At 72.1% G+C, this 17257-nt stretch carries 15 protein-coding genes; 5 read left to right on the forward strand and 10 right to left on the reverse strand.

Annotated features, from left to right (window positions below; translation table 11 throughout):
• Window positions 1-8 precede the first annotated feature (8 nt).
• A complete protein-coding gene (locus WMF31_RS40320) occupies window positions 9-308 on the reverse strand; it encodes a hypothetical protein (protein ID WP_436607193.1) in 300 nt (99 codons plus the stop codon).
• Window positions 309-872: 564 nt separating this feature from the next.
• Here WMF31_RS40320 and WMF31_RS40325 point away from each other — a divergent pair.
• The 3 genes from WMF31_RS40325 to mtnC are packed head-to-tail and all read left to right on the forward strand — an operon-like array spanning window position 873 to window position 2799.
• On the forward strand, window positions 873-1532 hold the full coding sequence (locus tag WMF31_RS40325) for a methylthioribulose 1-phosphate dehydratase (RefSeq protein WP_436607194.1): 660 nt from the start codon (window positions 873-875) through the stop codon (window positions 1530-1532).
• Window positions 1529-2074 carry a 1,2-dihydroxy-3-keto-5-methylthiopentene dioxygenase gene (locus WMF31_RS40330; RefSeq protein ID WP_436607195.1) on the forward strand — a complete coding sequence of 182 codons (546 nt, stop codon included), beginning with the start codon at window positions 1529-1531 and terminating at the stop codon, window positions 2072-2074. The genes WMF31_RS40325 and WMF31_RS40330 overlap by 4 nt, the downstream gene beginning before the upstream one ends.
• A complete protein-coding gene (gene mtnC / locus WMF31_RS40335; protein WP_436607196.1) occupies window positions 2071-2799 on the forward strand; it encodes an acireductone synthase in 729 nt (242 codons plus the stop codon). Before WMF31_RS40330 ends, mtnC begins: the two co-directional genes overlap by 4 nt.
• A 15-nt stretch (window positions 2800-2814) precedes the next feature.
• Here mtnC and WMF31_RS40340 read toward each other — a convergent pair whose 3' ends face one another.
• From WMF31_RS40340 to WMF31_RS40380, 9 genes are all read right to left on the reverse strand, one after another.
• Window positions 2815-3966, reverse strand: coding sequence for a methionine aminotransferase (locus WMF31_RS40340; RefSeq protein ID WP_436607197.1), 1152 nt, complete (start codon window positions 3964-3966; stop codon window positions 2815-2817).
• A 53-nt stretch (window positions 3967-4019) separates the two neighbouring features.
• Window positions 4020-4856: a nicotianamine synthase family protein gene (locus WMF31_RS40345; RefSeq protein WP_436607198.1), complete on the reverse strand. Its 837-nt coding sequence runs from the start codon at window positions 4854-4856 to the stop codon at window positions 4020-4022.
• 347 nt (window positions 4857-5203) lie between these two features.
• Window positions 5204-7009: an asparagine synthase (glutamine-hydrolyzing) gene (asnB, locus tag WMF31_RS40350; protein WP_436607199.1), complete on the reverse strand. Its 1806-nt coding sequence runs from the start codon at window positions 7007-7009 to the stop codon at window positions 5204-5206.
• A 40-nt stretch (window positions 7010-7049) separates the two neighbouring features.
• Window positions 7050-8414, reverse strand: coding sequence for an MATE family efflux transporter (locus WMF31_RS40355; RefSeq protein ID WP_436607200.1), 1365 nt, complete (start codon window positions 8412-8414; stop codon window positions 7050-7052).
• A gap of 11 nt (window positions 8415-8425) precedes the next feature.
• Entirely contained in the window at window positions 8426-9226 is an 801-nt protein-coding gene (locus WMF31_RS40360; protein ID WP_436607201.1) for a methyltransferase, read from the reverse strand.
• 3 nt (window positions 9227-9229) lie between these two features.
• Window positions 9230-10723 carry a DUF3526 domain-containing protein gene (locus WMF31_RS40365; RefSeq protein WP_436607202.1) on the reverse strand — a complete coding sequence of 498 codons (1494 nt, stop codon included), beginning with the start codon at window positions 10721-10723 and terminating at the stop codon, window positions 9230-9232.
• A complete protein-coding gene (locus WMF31_RS40370) occupies window positions 10720-12153 on the reverse strand; it encodes a DUF3526 domain-containing protein (RefSeq protein WP_436607203.1) in 1434 nt (477 codons plus the stop codon). Before WMF31_RS40370 ends, WMF31_RS40365 begins: the two co-directional genes overlap by 4 nt.
• 40 nt (window positions 12154-12193) lie before the next feature.
• Window positions 12194-14302: a TonB-dependent receptor gene (locus tag WMF31_RS40375; RefSeq protein WP_436607204.1), complete on the reverse strand. Its 2109-nt coding sequence runs from the start codon at window positions 14300-14302 to the stop codon at window positions 12194-12196.
• Window positions 14299-15060, reverse strand: a complete 762-nt coding sequence (locus WMF31_RS40380) for an ABC transporter ATP-binding protein (protein ID WP_436607205.1) — start codon at window positions 15058-15060, stop codon at window positions 14299-14301. Before WMF31_RS40380 ends, WMF31_RS40375 begins: the two co-directional genes overlap by 4 nt.
• 479 nt (window positions 15061-15539) lie before the next feature.
• Between WMF31_RS40380 and WMF31_RS40385 the strand changes: the two genes are divergently transcribed.
• The gene (locus WMF31_RS40385) at window positions 15540-16265 is read left to right on the forward strand and encodes an SDR family oxidoreductase (RefSeq protein ID WP_436607206.1); all 726 of its coding nucleotides are present in this window, start codon (window positions 15540-15542) and stop codon (window positions 16263-16265) included.
• Between the two features lie 451 nt (window positions 16266-16716).
• The gene (locus WMF31_RS40390) at window positions 16717-17070 is read left to right on the forward strand and encodes a hypothetical protein (RefSeq protein ID WP_436607207.1); all 354 of its coding nucleotides are present in this window, start codon (window positions 16717-16719) and stop codon (window positions 17068-17070) included.
• Window positions 17071-17257 lie beyond the last annotated feature (187 nt).

Raw genomic sequence — 17257 nt, forward strand, 5'->3', positions numbered from 1 at the left:
TCGCGCGGCTACTGTACGTCGCGCGGATCGATCGGCCGCGCGCGCGTGCCGGCGTCCACGCAGGTGCAGACCTGGCAGCCGTTCTTGTCGGTCACGCAGTGATCATCGCCGCCGAGGCAGCTCGGGCGATACTCGGTCGGGCAGTCGCGCGTCGCGCCCGCGTCGCCCGGCGAGAGGGCGTGGCGGCAGCCGAACGCGCCGCCCACGACGAGCGCGGCGAGCAGCACGAGCCGCATGCCGGAGCGGACGGGGCGCGCCCCGGCGCTCGCCCGTGCGGGGCCTGTCAGCGCGCCCATCTGTGGTTGCATCGTCCTGCGCATGATCTGCCGATCCCAGCGTCGCCAGGAGCCCTCGCGAGCCTCCCGTCGCCCAGCGACGATAGGCGAACCCCCGTGTCGCTGGCAAGCGGGAGGGCTCCGCGCGGAGATCAGGGCACCTCGACGCCGAGGGCGCGATTCCTCGCCGTCAGCCAGCGTTTCTCTCGAGGGATATCGCCGCGCCCCTCCGCGGGCACCGCGCGCGAGCAAGCCATGGCGCGGCGTGGCGCCCGGGGCGCGTGCGCTCGCCAGGGGGGCGCCGCGGTGCGCGCGCTCGCCGCCTCGGGTCGGCGGGCGCCGCCTCGCTCGCGCTCTGCCTCCCGGGCGCGGCGGGCGCGGCTCACGAGCGCTCGCTCCTGCTCGAGGACACGCGCGCGATCGCGCGGTGAGCCCGCGATCCTCGCCGCCGCCCGTCCTCCAGCCGTCGATTGCAGTTGCAATTGAATTTCTATTGTGGTGTGATGCCGCTCGCCACGCGCCGCGCCCGTCTGCGCGGCGACGCCCGTCCGCTGGGCTGCGCTGGATGGAGAGGATGAGGAGCCGAGGAGAGGATCGATGATCGCAACGGCAGCTTCTCCCGCTGCGAGCGCTCTGGGGTCCGCCACCCTGGTCACCCTGGCGGAGGCGGCCCGGGATCTCGTCGAGGTGGGCCGCTTCCTGAGCCTGCGCAACTTCGTGCCGGCCACGAGCGGCAATTTCTCGCGCCGGCTGGACGCGCGCACCGCGGCGGTCACGCGCTCCGGGGTGGACAAGGGCGAGCTGACCGAGGCCGATGTCCTGGTCGCGGACATCCATGCCCCTCCGCCGCCCGGCGCCTCGGCGGAGACGCCATTGCACCTCCAGCTTTACCGCGAGCGTCCCGAGGTGGGCGCCGTGCTGCACACCCACTCCGTCGTCAGCGCGCTGCTCTCCTCGCTCCGCGAGGCGGACGGCGGGGTCGTGCTGCACAACCTCGAGCTGCTCAAGGCCCTCGGCGACACGCGCACCCACGAGGCCACCGTGGTGGTGCCGGTCTTCCCGAACGACCAGGACGTCCCGCGGCTGGCCGAGCGCGTCTCCGCGGAGCTCGCCCGCCGCCCGGAGGCGGTGGGGTATCTCATCGCCGGCCATGGCCTCTACGCCTGGGGCCGCTCCGTGCCCGAGGCGCGCCGCCACACGGTCGCGCTGGAGCACCTGTTGACCTGTGAGCTCGAGAGGATGAGGCTATGCCGATGAGCCACTTGATTGTCTATCCCGAGGACCAGCCGTCCCGACCGCTGGGGGAGTACACCGCCCTGGACGACATCCAGCGCGAGCTGGGGGCCATCGGCGTCCACTTCGAGCGCGTGGACGCGTCCATTCCGCTGCAGGAGGGCGCCGGCCAGGACGAGGTGCTCGCCGCGTACCGCGACGTGGTCGAGGCCGAGCGCGAGGCCCACGGCTACGAGATCGTGGACGTGGTGCGCATGAAGCCGGACGCGCCCGGCGCGGAGCAGGCGCGAAAGAAGTTCCTCGCCGAGCACACGCACGCCGAGGACGAGTCCCGCCTCTTCGTGGAGGGCGGCGGCTGCTTCTACCTGCACGCCGCAGGGCGGGTGTTCCAGGTCGTGTGCGCCCGCGGCGACCTCATCCGCGTGCCCGCGGAGATGCGGCACTGGTTCGACATGGGTCCTCGGCCCCTGTTCGCGGCCATCCGCTTCTTCGAGCGCCCGGACGGCTGGGTGGGGAGCTTCACCGGGAGCGACATCGCGGATCGCTTCCCGGAGTACGCGCCATGAGCGGCGCGCGCGCGGTCGTCACCGACATCGAGGGCACGACCAGCTCCATCGCCTTCGTGAAGGAGGTCCTCTTCCCCTATGCGCGGCGGCACCTCGCGGCCTTCGTGGCGTCGCGGTCGGGCGACCCGGAGGTGCGGCGACACCTGGACGAGGCGCGGGCGCTCGCCGGCGAGGTGGGGCCGGGCGACGACGCCCTCGTGGCGCTGCTGCTGCGCTGGATCGACGAGGACCGCAAGGCCACGCCGCTCAAGGCGCTGCAGGGGCTGATCTGGGCGGACGGCTATGCGCGCGGCGAGCTGACAGGCCACGTCCACCCGGACGCGGCGGCGGCCCTCCGGGCCTGGCACGCGCGCGGGCTGCGCCTCTACGTCTACTCGTCCGGCTCGGTCGCCGCGCAGAAGCTGCTGTTCGGCCACACGGCGCACGGCGACCTGACGCCGCTGTTCTCCGGCTACTTCGACACCACGACCGGCCCGAAGACGGAGCCTCGGTCCTACCGCCTCATCGCCCAGGCGCTCGATCTGCCGCCCGCGGACATCCTCTTCCTCTCGGACAGCGTGGCCGAGCTGGACGCCGCCCGCGGGGCCGGGCTGCGCACCGCGTGCCTGGACCGGGGCGAGGCGCCCATCGCGCCCGGGCACGGCCACCCCACGTTCCAGAGCTTCGAGGGGCTCGACCCCTTTGCGCTCTCGAGCGCGACACCCAGCGACCTCCCGAGCGGCTGACCCTGACGATCCCTGTCAGACCTGCCGCAGCTTCGCCGCCGCGCGCTCGAGCGTCTCGTCGCGCTTGGCGAAGCAGAACCGCAGGACGGGCCCGGGCTCCTCGCCCTGGAGGAAGGCCGAGGTCGGGATGGCGGCGACGCCGTGCTCGCGCAGGAGGCGAAGGGCGAAGTCCGTGTCCCGCTCCGCCGTGATCGCCGAGTGGTCGAGGAGCTGGAAATACGTCCCCTGGCACGGCAGCGGGCGGAGCCGCGAGCCCTCGATGAGCCGCAGGAACCGGTCGCGCTTCTCCTGATAGAAGGCCGCGAGGCCGTCGGCAAACGGATCTCGGGCCACGACCTCGGCATACGCCTGCTGGATGGCCGCGTTCACCGAGAACGTCACGAACTGGTGCACGCGCTGGATCTCGGCCGACAGCGCCTGCGGCGCCGCGCAGTAGCCGACCTTCCAGCCGGTCGTGTGGTACGTCTTGCCGAACGAGCTGATGACCACCGAGCGATCCGCCAGATCCGGATACCGCGCGAGGCTCTCGTGCCGGCGCCCGTCAAAGACGATGTGCTCGTAGACCTCGTCGCCGACCACGACGACGTCCCGGCCGTCCAGCGCCCGCGCGAGCTCGCGCATGTCGTCGGCCGACACCATCGTGCCGGTCGGGTTGTGGGGCGAGTTGAGGAGCAGGAGCCGGGTCCGGGGCGTGAGCGCGCGCCGCACCTCGTCCCAGTCGACGCGGTACTCCGGGAAGCGGAGCGTGACGAACACCGGCGTGCCGCCGTTCAGCCGGACGGCCGGAGCATAGGAGTCGTAACAGGGCTGGAACAGGATGACCTCGTCCCCGGGCCGGACGAACGCGGTGATCGTGCTGAAGAGCCCCTCGGTCGCGCCCGAGGTGATCGTGATCTCGGTGGCCGGATCATACCGCCTGCCGTAAAGCCGCTCGATCTTCGCGGCCAGCGCCTCGCGCAGCGCCTGCACGCCCGCCATCGGGGCATACTGGTTGTGGCCGGCGCGCATGTGGCGGGCGACGGCCTCGACCAGCCCGGGCGCGCAGTCGAAATCCGGGAAGCCTTGCGACAGGTTGATGGCGCCGTGCTCGTTCGCGAGGCGCGTCATCACCGAGAAGATGCTGACGCCGGTCGACGGCAGCTTCGAGGGGAGCAGCGGTGTGGTCATGAGGGGCTCCTCGGCCGGTTCCTGGCAGGCCGGGACCTTACCATACAACCTCGTCAGCCGGCGCTCCGGCCACGCTCCGGCCTCTCCGCGAGGATCACGGAGTTGATCACCTCGTCGTGCGGGTGAATCTCGAGGAGCGGCTCGAACGGCGCCATGCCGTGGATGTCGACCTCGGGGTAAAGCAGCGCGCGCAGGCGCTGCGAGCTGCGGACGAGGAGCAGCGCGCCCGGGCGCATGGCCCCGTGGAGGTGGTGGAGCAGGCGGCCCTTCTCGCGCCGGTTCATGCCGACGAGCGCGGCGAGGAACACGCAGTCGAACTCCGATAGATCGGCGCAGGAAAGGGCGTCGGCGCAGATGAACTTGAGCCTGTCCGCGAGCCCGAGCCGCCGCGCGAGGGTGCGGGCGGCGGCGCACGCCTCCTCGTCGACGTCGATGTTGCTGACCGGGAGGCCGTGGCGCTCCGCGAGCAGGATCGAGGTGAAGGGCAGCGGCCCGGAGCCGATGAACAGCACGCGCCGCGGCAGCTCGTCGCGCACGCCCCTCAGGCCGGAGAGCTCGAGCCGGGTCAGCTTCTCGTAGTTCACGGCGTACGGGAAGCTCCGGAGCTCGGCCGCCGGGTCGTCCGCGGCGGCGATGCGCCGCGCCCAGTGGCGCTCCAGCTCGAGCTCGCCGCGCGAGCAGACGCGCCAGAGGTCCTCGCGGATCCCGCTCACGACAGGATCTCCGAGCACCTCGTCGGCCTCGTCGCGCGAGCGAGACATCGAGATGCTCACGAGCTCGCTGAACAGGTGGTTCACCCGCTGGCTCGGCTCGAGGGAGCCCATGCTCGCGAGCTCGTTGTAGATGCGATGAATGCGCGTTGAAAGCGAAGAATCAGTGACCGTGTTCATGATGCCCTCCAGGTCGGCGGAGCCGTTCGTCAGGATCGGTGTGCCAGGGCAAGGGCGCCGTGCTCCCCTCGCGGGCAGCCGGAAGCGAGGCGCGGAGCCGCACCGCGGCTCGTCGGGGAGCCCCGCCGGCACGCGGGGCAGGCTCATTCACCCCCGTCAGGGGCGTGCGCGGGCGCGGGCGCACCCGGAGAGATCGAGGCGGGCACAGGAGGCGCGAGGCTCAGCGCGGCTGGCTCCTTATGTGATACGAGCAATCAAAAGTCAATTGCAAATGAATTGCTATTGTTGGCCGCGCGCATTGCGACAGGCCTCTCATTTTCCGGGCCCGGCCGCGATGCGCCCCGCGATCAGGCGGCGCGCGACGGCGCGAGGTGGGGCGCCTGGCGCCGGAGGATGCCCTCGGCCGTGTACAGCCGGGAGAACAGGTTGCGCGTGGCCGGGTCCGGGTCCTCCCAGAGCCGCCTCAGGTAGCGCGGGTCGACGAGGCCGATGCCGCTCAGCACGGCGCCCCGGTCGAAGAGGATGGCCGCCCTCTCCGCGAAGGGCCTCGAGAACCACATCTCCGCGGGGATCGGGAACCCCTGCTTCTTGCGGGCGGCGATGGCCGGGGGGACGAGGCCCGCGAGGGCCTGCTTGTAGATCCCCTTCTCGTGGCCGCCCGATTGCTTCAGCCCGCTCGCGAAATCGAAGGCGGCGCGGACCATCTCGGTGCTCGCGAGCGGCGAGCGCGCCTCGACGCTGTGGCGCATGCTGATGAGGTCCATTTGCCGGAACTCGTAGACGGCGAGCCGGCCGTGGAAGTGCAGGAGCTGCACGGCTTGCAGGCTGTCGAGCGGCCAGTCGCGGTAGAGCGAGAGGATCTGGCGGACCTTGTCGGTCAGGAGGCGCGCGGCGTCGTGGCGAGGCATGAGCCGCTCGAGATCGGTCGCCCCGGACCAGCGGAACGCCGCGTAGTAGCGCTCGGGGAGCTCGGCGAGGGGCGCGTCCGCCATCGCCCGTCCATAGGAGTAGCCGTCGAAGACCTCGTCGGGCCCGCTGCCGGAGAAGATGACGCGCGCCTCTCGCCCGGCCTCCTCGAACAGGCGGATGAGGCACGGCGCCTCCTGGGAGCCGAGCGGCTCGCCGGCGGTCTCGATCCACCGATCGAGGTAGGCGCAGTACTCGGTATCCGACAGCGTGATCTCGGTGTGCTGCGCGGACAGCTCCCGGGCCAGCGCCCGCGAGTAGGCGAACTCGTCGAAGACGCTGGCGCTCCGCGGGAGGAGCTGACCCGTGGGCTGGAAGCCGATGGAGAACGTCCTCATGGGCAGCCCGGCGCCGCGGGCCGCGGCGAGGACGGCCGTGGAGTCGATCCCGCCGCTCAGCAGGAGGCCATAGGGGACCTCCAGATCGAACGTCCTGCGGCAGCCGTCGATGACGGCGCTCCTGATCTCCTGCTCGATCGCCGGGACGTCGGTCCTCGACAGGTCGCCGCGCGGGATCAGGTAATAGCGCCCTGTCTCCTGCCGCCCGGGCGTCCGGGTCAGGTAGGTGCCGGACTCGAGCTTGCGGATCTGCCGGATATGCGTCCCGCTGCCGAGGATGAACCGATGGGCGGTGAACTCCGCCAGGCCGTCGAGGTCCCAGTCCTTCCTGCGGTAGGGGTCCTTGATGAGCGGGTCGATCTCCGAGGCGAAGACCAGCGCCTCGTCGTCCTCCCACAGGTACACGGTCTTCTGCCCGGTGGGGTCGCAGGCGATGAGGCAGGTCTGGGTCGCGCGGTCGAACAGGGCGAAGGCGAACATGCCCTCGAGCCGCTCCAAGCAGGCGAGGCCCCAGGCCTCGTACGCCGCGAGGACGACCTCGGTGTCCGAGGCGGTCCTGAACGGAAAGCGCGACAGCCGGCCGCGCAGGTCGCGGTGGTTGTAGATCTCGCCATTATAGACGATGGTGAGGCGCTGGTCGACCGAGGTGAGCGGCATGTCCGCGCCGGGGTTGTCGGCGTCGGTGATGCGCAGCCGGTTGCTGCCGAGCAGGGCCCAGCTCGCGCACTGCAGCGCGCCCCGCGCGTCCGGCCCGCGGTGGTGCATGGCGTCGAGGAGCGACGCCATCTCGTCGTGCTGCGCGGCGGCGATGGGCCGCTTCTTGTGGAGGATGCCGGCTATCGAGCACATCGAGCGCTCTCCTGGAGGTGCAGGGGACGGCCGCCCGGCGTCAGGCGGTGACGGGCTCTCGAGGCCGCGCGGGGAACGCCAGCGGCAGGAGCCTCGGGAGCGCCAGGTGGAGGTAAACAGTGCGCGTCAAGCTGAACAGGAGGAAGGCCATCCAGAGCCCGTGATTGCCCCAGCGGGTGGAGAGGACGGGCCAGGCGGCGAAGAAGACCAGGGTGGCGGCGAGCAGCGAGTTGCGGACGGGACCGGCCCGGGTCGCGCCCGTGAAGACGCACTCGAGGATCATGCTCCAGAAGATGGCGACCGGGAACAGCGCCATCCAGATGAAGTAGTGTCCGGTCATCTGCGCGATGGACGCGAGCGGGGTGAATAGCCCGATGATGGCCGGCTGCGCGACGAGGCACGCGAGGCTGAGGGCCACCGCGCTCAGCGAGGCGGTCCAGAACGAGAGCCGGAGCGTGTCGTGGAAGCGCTCCCGGGACTGCGCCCCTATCGCCTGGCCGGCGAGCATCCCCGCCGTGTTGCCGAGCCCGCCGAGCGCGCAGGAGATGATGAGCTGCACGTGCATGAGGATCGCGTTGACGGCCAGGACCTCGGGGCCGAGCAGCGCACTCTGCCGGGTGATCCAGCCGAAGACGCCGAGCAGGCAGGTGGTGCGCAGGAGCACGTCGCCGTTCACCCGCCACATCCGGGTGACGGCGTGGAGATCGGCGAAGCGCCGCCACCTCACGCGGACGCCCCGCAGGTGGCCTTTGCGCCAGATCACCAGGAGGCCGACGAGGATCTTCGTCGCCTCGGCCAGCACGGTGGCCCAGGCGACGCCGCGCACCCCGAGGTCGAGCGCCGTGACGAAGGCGACCGTCAGCGCGAGGTTGAGCAGGTCCATCCCGACATAGAGCAGCATCGTCCAGCGCACCTCGCCCATGCCGATGAGCCAGCCCGCGACCACGTAGCCCATCAGCACCGCAGGCGCCCCCCAGATGCGCGCCTCATAATACGTCGCCGCGTGCGACTCGACGTCTCCGTGGGCCCCCATCAGATCGAGGGCGACGGCCTCCAGGGGGGCCCTGACCAGGACGAAGGCGCACCCGACCAGGGCGGCGAAGAGCAGCGGGCGAAAGAGCTGCAAGGCGGCGTCCTGCCGGTCCCCGGCGCCGCGCGCCTGCGCGGCGAAGCCGCTCGTGCTGGTCCGGAAGAAGCCGAGGAGCCAGTAGAGGGTGTTGAAGATCTGGCTGCCGACGGCGACTCCCCCCATCGTGGCCGCGTCCCCGAAGTGCCCCATGACGGCGGTGTCGGTGGCGTTCATGAGGGGCCCCGACAGGCCGGCGAGGGTCAGCGGGAGCGCGAGCCGCGCGTACGACCCGAAGCTCAGGGCCTCCTGGCCGGGCTGCGCGCGGCGCTGTGGCATCGGCCCTGTCCTCATCCGCGCTCGTCCAGCGTGAGGGAGAGGAGGTGCGTCAGGATCCTGTCGTAGGGAGCGGCCCAGGTCTTCCGCCGGAGGAGCTCGGGCCGGAAGCCCCGCCGCAGCGCGTGCGCGACGATGCCCCGGAGGTCGCTGGCGTTCGACAGCACGGTGATGACCCTCCCGCCCGGCGCGAGCAGCGCTCGCGAGGCGATCTCGTCGAAGAAGCGCACCATGATCGCGGAGCCCGAGAAGTTCACCCGCGTGAGATCGGGATCGTCCGCGCGCAGCGGGTTGGCGGGCGGATTGAAGACGATCACGTCGGCGCGCTCGCCGCGCGGCAGCGCGGAGAAGAGATCCGAGACCAGGAAATGGTGCCGCTCGGGGTCGCGCGGGCCGGTGTGCCGCTCGAAGCTCGCGAGGCTCGACGCGACGCTCGCTTCGTGGATGTCCATGGCGTGGATCTCGCGCGCGCCGCGCTGCCGCGCGAGCACGGGCTCCACGCCCGCCCCGCATCCCATCACGATCACCGAGGCGCCCCGCGCCTCCACGAGCCCGTCGTGGAGGGCGTCGAAGATCACCTCGCTCGTCCCGCCCGGCACGAGGACGCCGGGCGGGACCGCGAACTCGAGGCCGCGATAGACGTAATCGCCCCCCGCCACCCGGGTGCCCCGGTTGACCCGCTCGATCTCCTCGGCGGGGAGCGTGGGTGGCAGCGAGAGGTAGAGGCTCCTCTCTGGCTCGGCGAGCGCGGCGATCTCCCCTGGGCTCAGCAGCAGACGGTGAATGTCCTCGATTCGCGGCGTTCGATCCTCCATGGCTCATGTCTCCCGGGCTCGCCCGTCGTGGGGCAGCGAGGTGCAGGGGGGGTGACTCGGGGGCTCCTCGGCCGCGGACGGCCGGATCCGGCGGCGCGTCGACGCGCTGGCCTCTTCGCGCCCGGGCGTCGCGTCGATGCGCCGGACGGCCCACGGGAGCATGGCGCCGAGCAGCGCGAGGGCGCCGAGCAGCCCCGCGAGGCCGGGGAGGTGGATCGGCTGCTCGGCGCCCTCGAAGCGGTGGCGCGGGACGGCGTCGATGTCGAACGCCGCGAGGCCCTTGTAGTTGAAGATGAGCGGATAGAAGTACTGCTTCAGCCGCTCGTGGTAGCCGGCGATGCTGTCCCGGAAGGCGAGCTCCGTGGCCATGTCGGTGCCCGCCATCCGGTCGAGCAACAGCTGCAGCGCGAGGGGCGGCATCGCGAGGGCGGCGCGCGCGGTCCACTGCTCCCGCCGCGCGAGCGCCGCGTGGTAGGCCTCGACCTCCCGCGCGACGTGCGCGTCGCCCATCTCGTGCATGGCGTAATACCAGGGCCAGGAGAAGCGGTCCTCGGGCACGACCGTGGCGGCCCACTCGGGCCGCCGCGCGAAGAACGGATCGAGCGTCGCGCGCTTCGGCCGGTCCCAGCCCGCGTTCATCTCCTGCCGCTGCGAGAGCGTGAGCTCGACGCCGCCGCGGGCGGGCGCGGCTGTCATGATCGCCAGGTTGACGAGGGCGGGCAGGAGGACGCACCAGGCGATCCAGGCGCCCACCAGCGTGATGGCGTTCCACGCGGACGAGCGGCGCAGGGAGGCCACGAGGAACGCGAGGACGAACCAGAGCGCGATGTACGCGAGCGAGGCGAGCGCGAAGGCCCCGGCGCGCGCGTCGAGCGGGAGCCCGAGCCAGGCCACGGCGAAGGCGAAGAGCGCGAGCGCGACGGCGGCGACCAGCGCGGCGCGCAGGCCGAGCCGGAGGGCCAGGAGGCGCGACAGCCGCGTCGGCTGGGAGCAGACGAGCGGCTCGGTGCCGAGGTCCTCGTCGCGCGAGCGGACATCGTAGCTCACGCCGATGATGAGCAGCGGGACGAGGAAGACCAGGACGAACCCGTAATCGAAGCTGCCGGCGAGCTGCCGGAGCGGGTTGGCGATGTCCGCCTGGTAGAGCTGGGGCACGAGCCCGATGAAGCGCAGGTGCCGGCTGTACGGGTGGACGTCGCGCAGCCCGGTCGAGAGCGCCGTCCACCCGGTCGGCTCGTGCGCCACGGGCATCGCGAGGTAGTAGAGGACGAGCCCGAGGTCGTCCTGCGGCGCGTGGGTCTTGCGGAGATAACGCTCCTCTTCCCTGAGCTCGGGCTCGAGCGCCGCGATGACCTCGCGCTCGCCGTCGACGCGGGCCGCGCCGTCCACGATGGCGAGGGCGCCGGCCGCGAGCACGAGGCAGACGGCGACGAGCAGCATCCGCGCGCGGAGCAGCTGGCGGAGCTCCAGGCGCGCGCGTACGAGGAAGGGGCTCATGACGCCTCTCCGTGGCGACGGGTGAAGAGCGCGACGGCGAGCGAGAGCGCCGCCGCCCACGCGATCACGGCGAGGCCCGCGGGCGCGACGCGGGACAGCGCCCACGCGGCGGGGGGCCGCCTGTGCTCGAACGGGGAGAACGCGCGCCACTCGGCCGGGTCGACCCGCTGCGCCTTGTCGTCGTGCCAGCGGATCTTGGTGATGTGCAGGTGGTTCAGTCGCTGGATGAAGGCGTAGCGGTGCGCCTCGGCCTGCTCCTCGAAGTCGACGAGGTGGTGGGCGTCGGTGCCGGCGAGCCCCATCGAGAACGACCGGATCGCGAGCAGCGGGGTGAACAGGCCGGCGCGGAGCGCGAGCCCGTCCTGGGCGCGGTGCGCCTCGAACAGGCGCGTGTAGTAGTCGTTGAACACCGCGGTGCTGACCTTCTCCCCCTCGCGCATCACGACGCCGCCGTAGTTGACCGGGAGGTCCTCGACCCGGGACACGCCGTGCTCGGCGAGCGTGCGGCGCTGGAGCGCCTGGAAGCGGGGGTTGTTGGGGTCGTGGCTGTCGCCGAGGTCGCGGATCGCGTGCGCCAGGTCGAGCTCGATCTGGGCCCGCGAGGGCGTCGGGTGGAGGCGGCTCGCGGCCTGGGTGGCGAGCCGCGGCACGACGATCCAGAGCGCGACCCAGAGGCCGAGCAGCGTCAGGAGGGCGCCCTGCGCGCGGCGGTGGAGGGCCGAGACGAGCACGCCGAGCGCCGTGCAGGCGGCGAGGTAGACGGCGTAGCCGCCCGCGAGCAGGCCGGCGCGGAGGAGCGTGTCCCTGGAGGCGTCGAGCACGCCGGCGAGCAGCGCGCCCGCGAGCGCGAGCGCGAGGAGCGGCGCGAGCCAGAGCGCGACGGCGAGCAGCGCCCCGAGGGCCTTGCCGGCGATGAGGACGCGCGCGTCCACGCCCTGGGAGACGGCGAGGGCCCATGTCCCCGACTCGCGCTCTCCGGCGACGCTGGCGAAGGTCATGCAGAAGAGGAGCAGCGGCAAGAGCACCTGGAGGACGAAGGCGGCGCTCGGGGTGCCGAAGCGCGCGAGCTCGCTCGACTGCGCGGCCTCGCTGAAGCTCAGGGCGTTGCGCTGGTGCGGCTCCAGGAAGATGGATGTGCCGGCGAACGACTCGAGGCCCGGATCGAAGAACCCGAGCGGGCCCGGGGGGCGGAAGGCGAACGAGCCGTAATGCGCTGCGCGGTGCGGGTGGCGTCCGGGCTGCTCGACCCACTGACGGTGGACCAGCTCCTGGAGGGCCGCCCGCTGGCGGGCCTCCCCCGTGTGCCGCGCCGCCTCGAGCAGGAACGCGGCGGCGAGGAGCGCCGCGACGAGCGCGGCGACGATGCGGAAGGTGCGGTTGCGGAACGAGCGGATCGCCTCGTGCCGCGCGGCTGTCCAGAGGGCTCTCATGCGCTGACTCCCTTGAGGGCCTCGTCGGACCGCGGCGATCTCAGAAGATCAGGGTGCCAGTCACGTACGCCGAGCGAGCGTTGCCCGGGTTGTGCTGGGCCCCGACGGCGCCGTAGTCCTTGTGCCAGATGGAGGTGTCGTAGGACTGGTCGAGCAGGTTGTTCACCTCGACGCCGAGCGAGATCGTCTCGGTCGCGTCGTAGGACGCGCTCGCGTTGACGAGGACGTAGTCGCCCACCTTCCGCGAGCCGAGCTCCTCGGTGGTGTTCTCCTTGGTCAGGTAGTAATCTCCCTGCGCGTAGCAAAAGACGGAGACGAGCAGCTCCTGGAGAGGACGGACGTCGATCCCCCCCTTGGCGCTGAAGCTCGGGACGTGGTCGAGCTCCTTGCCCTTGTTCGCGGCGAGCGCCGGCCCGGGCTCGACCTGCTCGGAGAGGGCGCGGCTGAACGCGCCCCACACGGAGAGGAACTCGAACGGGCGGAGCGTGAGCTCGACGTCGAAGCCGCGCCGCAACGTCTCGCCGACGTTCTCGGCGTCGCCGGAGCCGTCGCCCTTGTCCCGCACCTCGCCGCTCGCGCGCTGCTCCCAGTAGGCGACGTGCCCCTTGAGCCACGGGGAGACGCTCGATCTGTAGCCGACCTCCCAGCCGTCGTTGATCGACGGATCGAGCGGCGCGCCCTGGGTGGCGTAGGCGCCGTTGCCCGTGCCGATCTGGAACGTGCGCCCGTAATTGGCATACAGGCTCTGGCCCTTCACCGGCGTCACCATGACGCTCGCCTTCGGCTGCCAGATGAAGCCGTAGTCGTTGAGGTCGCGCTCGACCCTGCGGGGCGCCCCGCCCTCGGGCTGCTCCAGGAAGCGGCCGGCGCCGGCCAGGCGGTCGGCGCGCAGCGCGGCGACCAGCTTGATCGGCTCGAGCGGGCGCGCGCTGGCCTGGACATAGGAGCCGGCGGCGTGGAGGGCAAAGTCCTCGTCGCGGAACGCGGCGCCCTGGCGCGCGCGATCCACCGAGGGGAAGCGCCGGTACCTGCTGTCCTGGAGCTGGTAATCGACCCCCCACTCGACGGCGAGGCCGAGCGCCCGGGGATCGCGCGTCCGGTAGGTGAGCACCGAGATGGCGCCGTACTGCCTGTCGTCCTCGACGCGCATCTGCTGGGAGAGCTCCGGGTCGAACCTCACCCAGCGGTCCCGCAAGAACGCCTGTCCGTAGGCCTTGAGCTGCCAGGAGAGGCCCTCGGCGAGCTCGTGGTCCAGGTGGACGCTGGCGTGGAGCGTCGACTGCCGGCCGCCGTCGGCCGCCGAGTGGGCGGGCGACGCGGTGGGCCGCGCGCGCGCGTCCTCGGCGGACAGGTAGCCGGGCGCGTCCGCGTCGAGCAGCATGCCCCGGAGGATGAGCCCGACCCGGAGCTCCCGGGACGGCTCGTAAAACCACTTGGCCGAACCGGCGACCTTGTCGCTCCGCGCGTGATCGCGGTAGCCGTCCGACCCGTGGTAGCCGGCGAAGTAGGTCTGGCTCAGCGTGTCGTCCTGGGTCGCGACGAGCACCTGGGGCTCGACGGTCCAGAAGCTCCCGGCGCGGAGCCGGGCGACGCGCTCGTTCCCGGTCCTGCGCGTGACGACGTCGACGTTGCCGGCGACGTTGTTGAGCCCGTAGCGCGGGTCGTTCGTGCCCTTGACGACCTCCATCCGCTCGATCTCGAGCGGGAAGACGGCCTTCATGTCGGGGAGGCCGACGTAATGGTTGCTCGGGATGCCGTCGATGAGCAGCTTCGTGTGGGCGACGTCGCCTTGCGTGTTGAAGCCGCGGAGCCCGAGATCGGCGGTGATGATGCCCTGGTTGAACGACTCGACGTAGACCGCCGGCGCGCGCCGGAGCAGCTCCAGCGGCTCGGCCGTGCTCTGCTTCTGGAGCTCCTCGCCGCCGAGGATGTCGACCGAGGTCAGGACGTCGGCGCTGTCGCTCGGGCCGATCCGCTGGCCGATGACGACGACCTCCTCGGCGGGCGGGGGCGAGGCGTCGAGCGCTGCGGCCTCCGGCGCGGGCGGCGCGGCCTGCTCGGGCGGCGCGGCCTCGGCGGCGCGCGCCGCGACGAGCGCGGCGAGCGCCGTCGCCAGGCCGGCGGCCCGGGGGCGCAGGCTCGGGCTCATGACAGGGCCTCGGGCGCGGCGCGGCGCGAGGGGGGCGGGGGAGCCGCGCGGTCGGGACCCTCGAAGTGCCGGCGGTACAGCGAGAGGACGTCGGCCTCGGACAGGCCGGCTGCGCGCGCGACGTGGACCAGCCGGCCCGCCTTCATGATGCCGATCCGGTGGGCGATGCTCGCCACGGCGCCGAGATCGTGGGTCACCATCAGCACGGCCGCGCCGCGGTCGCTCTCGCGCCGGATCGCGGCGCACAGCTCGCGGACGGCGCCCGGATCGAGGCCCGAGGTCGGCTCGTCGAGGAGCAGCGCGGCCGCGCCCCTGGCCTGCGACAGGGCGAGCACCACCTTCTGCCGCATGCCCTTGGAGTAGCCGTCCGCGGGGCGGTGCGCCGCGCCCTCGGGCAGCCCGGCGGCGGCGAGCAGCCGCGAGAGCTCCGCGGGCGAAGGCGCGCGCGAGCCCGAGAGGGCGAGGAAATAGGCGAGGTTCTCGCAGCCGGTGAGGTGCGGATAGAGCCGCACCTGCTCGGGGACATAGGCGATCTTCCGGCGCGCCCCGATCGGATCGGGCTCCACGTGGGCGCCCGCCACGTAGGCCGCGCCGGACGAGGGCCTCGTGAAGCCGAGGAAGAGGTTCAGGGTGGTGGTCTTGCCCGCCCCGTTCGGGCCGAGGAGGCAGAAGACCTCGCCGGCCGGGATCTCGAGATCGAGCGCGTCGAGCGCGGCGGCGCCGCCATAGGACTTCGAGAGCTTCTTTGCAGCAAGCATGACGGTACGGCCGGGGGCCATCGCCGCCGGCGGCGCACCTTATGCGACCGAAACAACTTGAAGTCAATTGCAAATGTGATGCATTTGCACATGCGTGGCGTCGCCGCTGCGCGGGGGCGTGCTCGGCGGGCGCAGGGGGCGTATCGTGCCTCGGGAGGCATTCGCCAGGAGCAGCTCGGCGCGGCGCTGGAGAGGCCGGGGCTCACCTCGGAGGTCGAGACCTCGCGCATCGACGACACGCCGCCGCACGCAGCCTGTTTGCCGGTGCGTCGCGGCGTGTCCGTGCGCTCCGGACGATCGTGTCGGTCAACCCGGGGGGCGAGGGCGACCGCGCCCGCTCCTGGCTGGACGGCGGCGCTCCGCCCGAGGTCGCCTACCGGCTCCGCGCCGGCACGCCGCGCACGTGATACGGTGCCCGCCGCCGGCGTGGGGGGAACGGCGCTTCGCTCGCCTCTGCGCGCCGCAGAGAGGGGGATACCGTGCGTCTCAAGGACAAGGTGGCGCTCGTCACCGGGGCGAGCAGGGGGATCGGGAGGGCCAGCGCGCTGGCGCTGAGCCGCGAGGGGGCCGTCGTGGTCGGCGTGGCGCGGACCGGGGCGGATCTGGCGGCGCTCGAGCGGGAGATCCTCGCGGCGGGCGGCCGCTGCCTGATGATCGAGGCCGACGTCACGCGCGCGGCGTCGGTCGCCGCGTGCGTGGAGCGGGCGGTGAGTGAGCTCGGGCGGATCGACATCCTCGTCAACAACGCGGGGATCGGCGGTTACCGGCCGTTCCTCGAGTGGTCGGAGGAGGACTACGACCGCATCATGTCGACGAACGTGAAGGGGACGTGGTTGTTCTGCCGCGAGGTCATCCCTCACATGCGCCGCCAGGGGGGCGGTCACATCATCAATGTCGCCAGCGTCGCCGGCCTCCAGGGCTATCCGCGCGAGGCCATCTACTGTGCGTCGAAGTTCGCGCAGGTCGGGTTGACCCAGGCGCTCGACCGCGAGTTCTGGCAGGAGAACATCAAGGTGAGCGCCGTCTGCCCGGGCGGCGTCGAGACCCACTTCGCGCTGGGCGACGGCCGCACCGCCGGCTCGGAGCGCCTCCGGGGCTTCTCCACGGCGGAGGACGTGGCCGAGGCCGTCGTGCTCGCCGCGCTGCCCCGGGAGCGCTCCCGCATCGTGCAGATCGTGATGCGACCGATGAACGAAGCCAGCTAGAGCGCCGGGCGGGTCGAGGCCACACCGGACCCCGCGAGAGCGCCTCGCCGCTCGGCGGGCAGCTCGAGCGGCTCTCCCTGGCCCGCGCTTCACACGACGCGCGCGGGTTCGTCGGACGAGACACGTCGACGAAGGGCGAGGACGGGGCCCCATGCACGTCGACCATCTCCCTCCTGCGATGACCGGCCTCGCCGCGGGCATCGGCAGGATGGCGGAGCCGGGGCGGGGCCGGCCGCCGGTCGAATTTGCAGCTCCTGGGTGGAACGCCCGTATTCGACATGACGCGACGTGCTGGATCGCCCCGCTGAGCAGGCGGGGGTCACCGCCGACGCCTCGCTGCGACCGGGAGCCGGCGCGATGCCCCGGGCATTCTTGTTGCAACCTTCAGCGGCGAGGGGGTGAAGCGCCCTGTCATGCACGCTTCATCGCAACCGAGAAAAAGGGGGGATGTATGAGCACTCATCGAACCACGGGCCGCGCTCTCCAGACCGGATTCGGGCTCGCGCTCGCGGCCGCGTTCGCCCTCGTGAACGGCTGCGCGGCGATGGACGCGGCCGACGAGACCGGACAACCGGAGGTCGAGCCGATCGAGGACGCCCAGGAAGCCGTCCTCGATTCGGGGATCTTTCGCTGTACCATCGGGGGAGGGCAGCCGGGATACCTGATTGTCCAGCCAGATCCCTACTCGACATGCACTCGGTATGCCGGGTACAGGCCCGGTGCTTCCGGGAAGTACTGCGTCGGCGGCGCTTGCCCGTCCTGCTGGGTCCTCGCCAGGGATCTCCAGTGCATCCTGCAGAACTAGCGCGCTGGGGACGGGGCGAGGCGGCGGCCTGACCTGCGCCTGGCCCGTTCGATCCTGCCTCCGGCCCCGGGGTGAGGGGGGACGTCGGGGCCCGCTGCGCCTCGAGGCGATGGCGTCGGGGGGGGGCCAGCGTGGTGTCCGCGTGCCGCGGGTCGACGAACAACGGAGCGAACATATGAACACTCGT

Source organism: Sorangium sp. So ce1036 (assembly GCF_051369805.1).
Classification (GTDB): Bacteria; Myxococcota_A; Polyangia; order Polyangiales; family Polyangiaceae; genus Sorangium; species Sorangium cellulosum_F.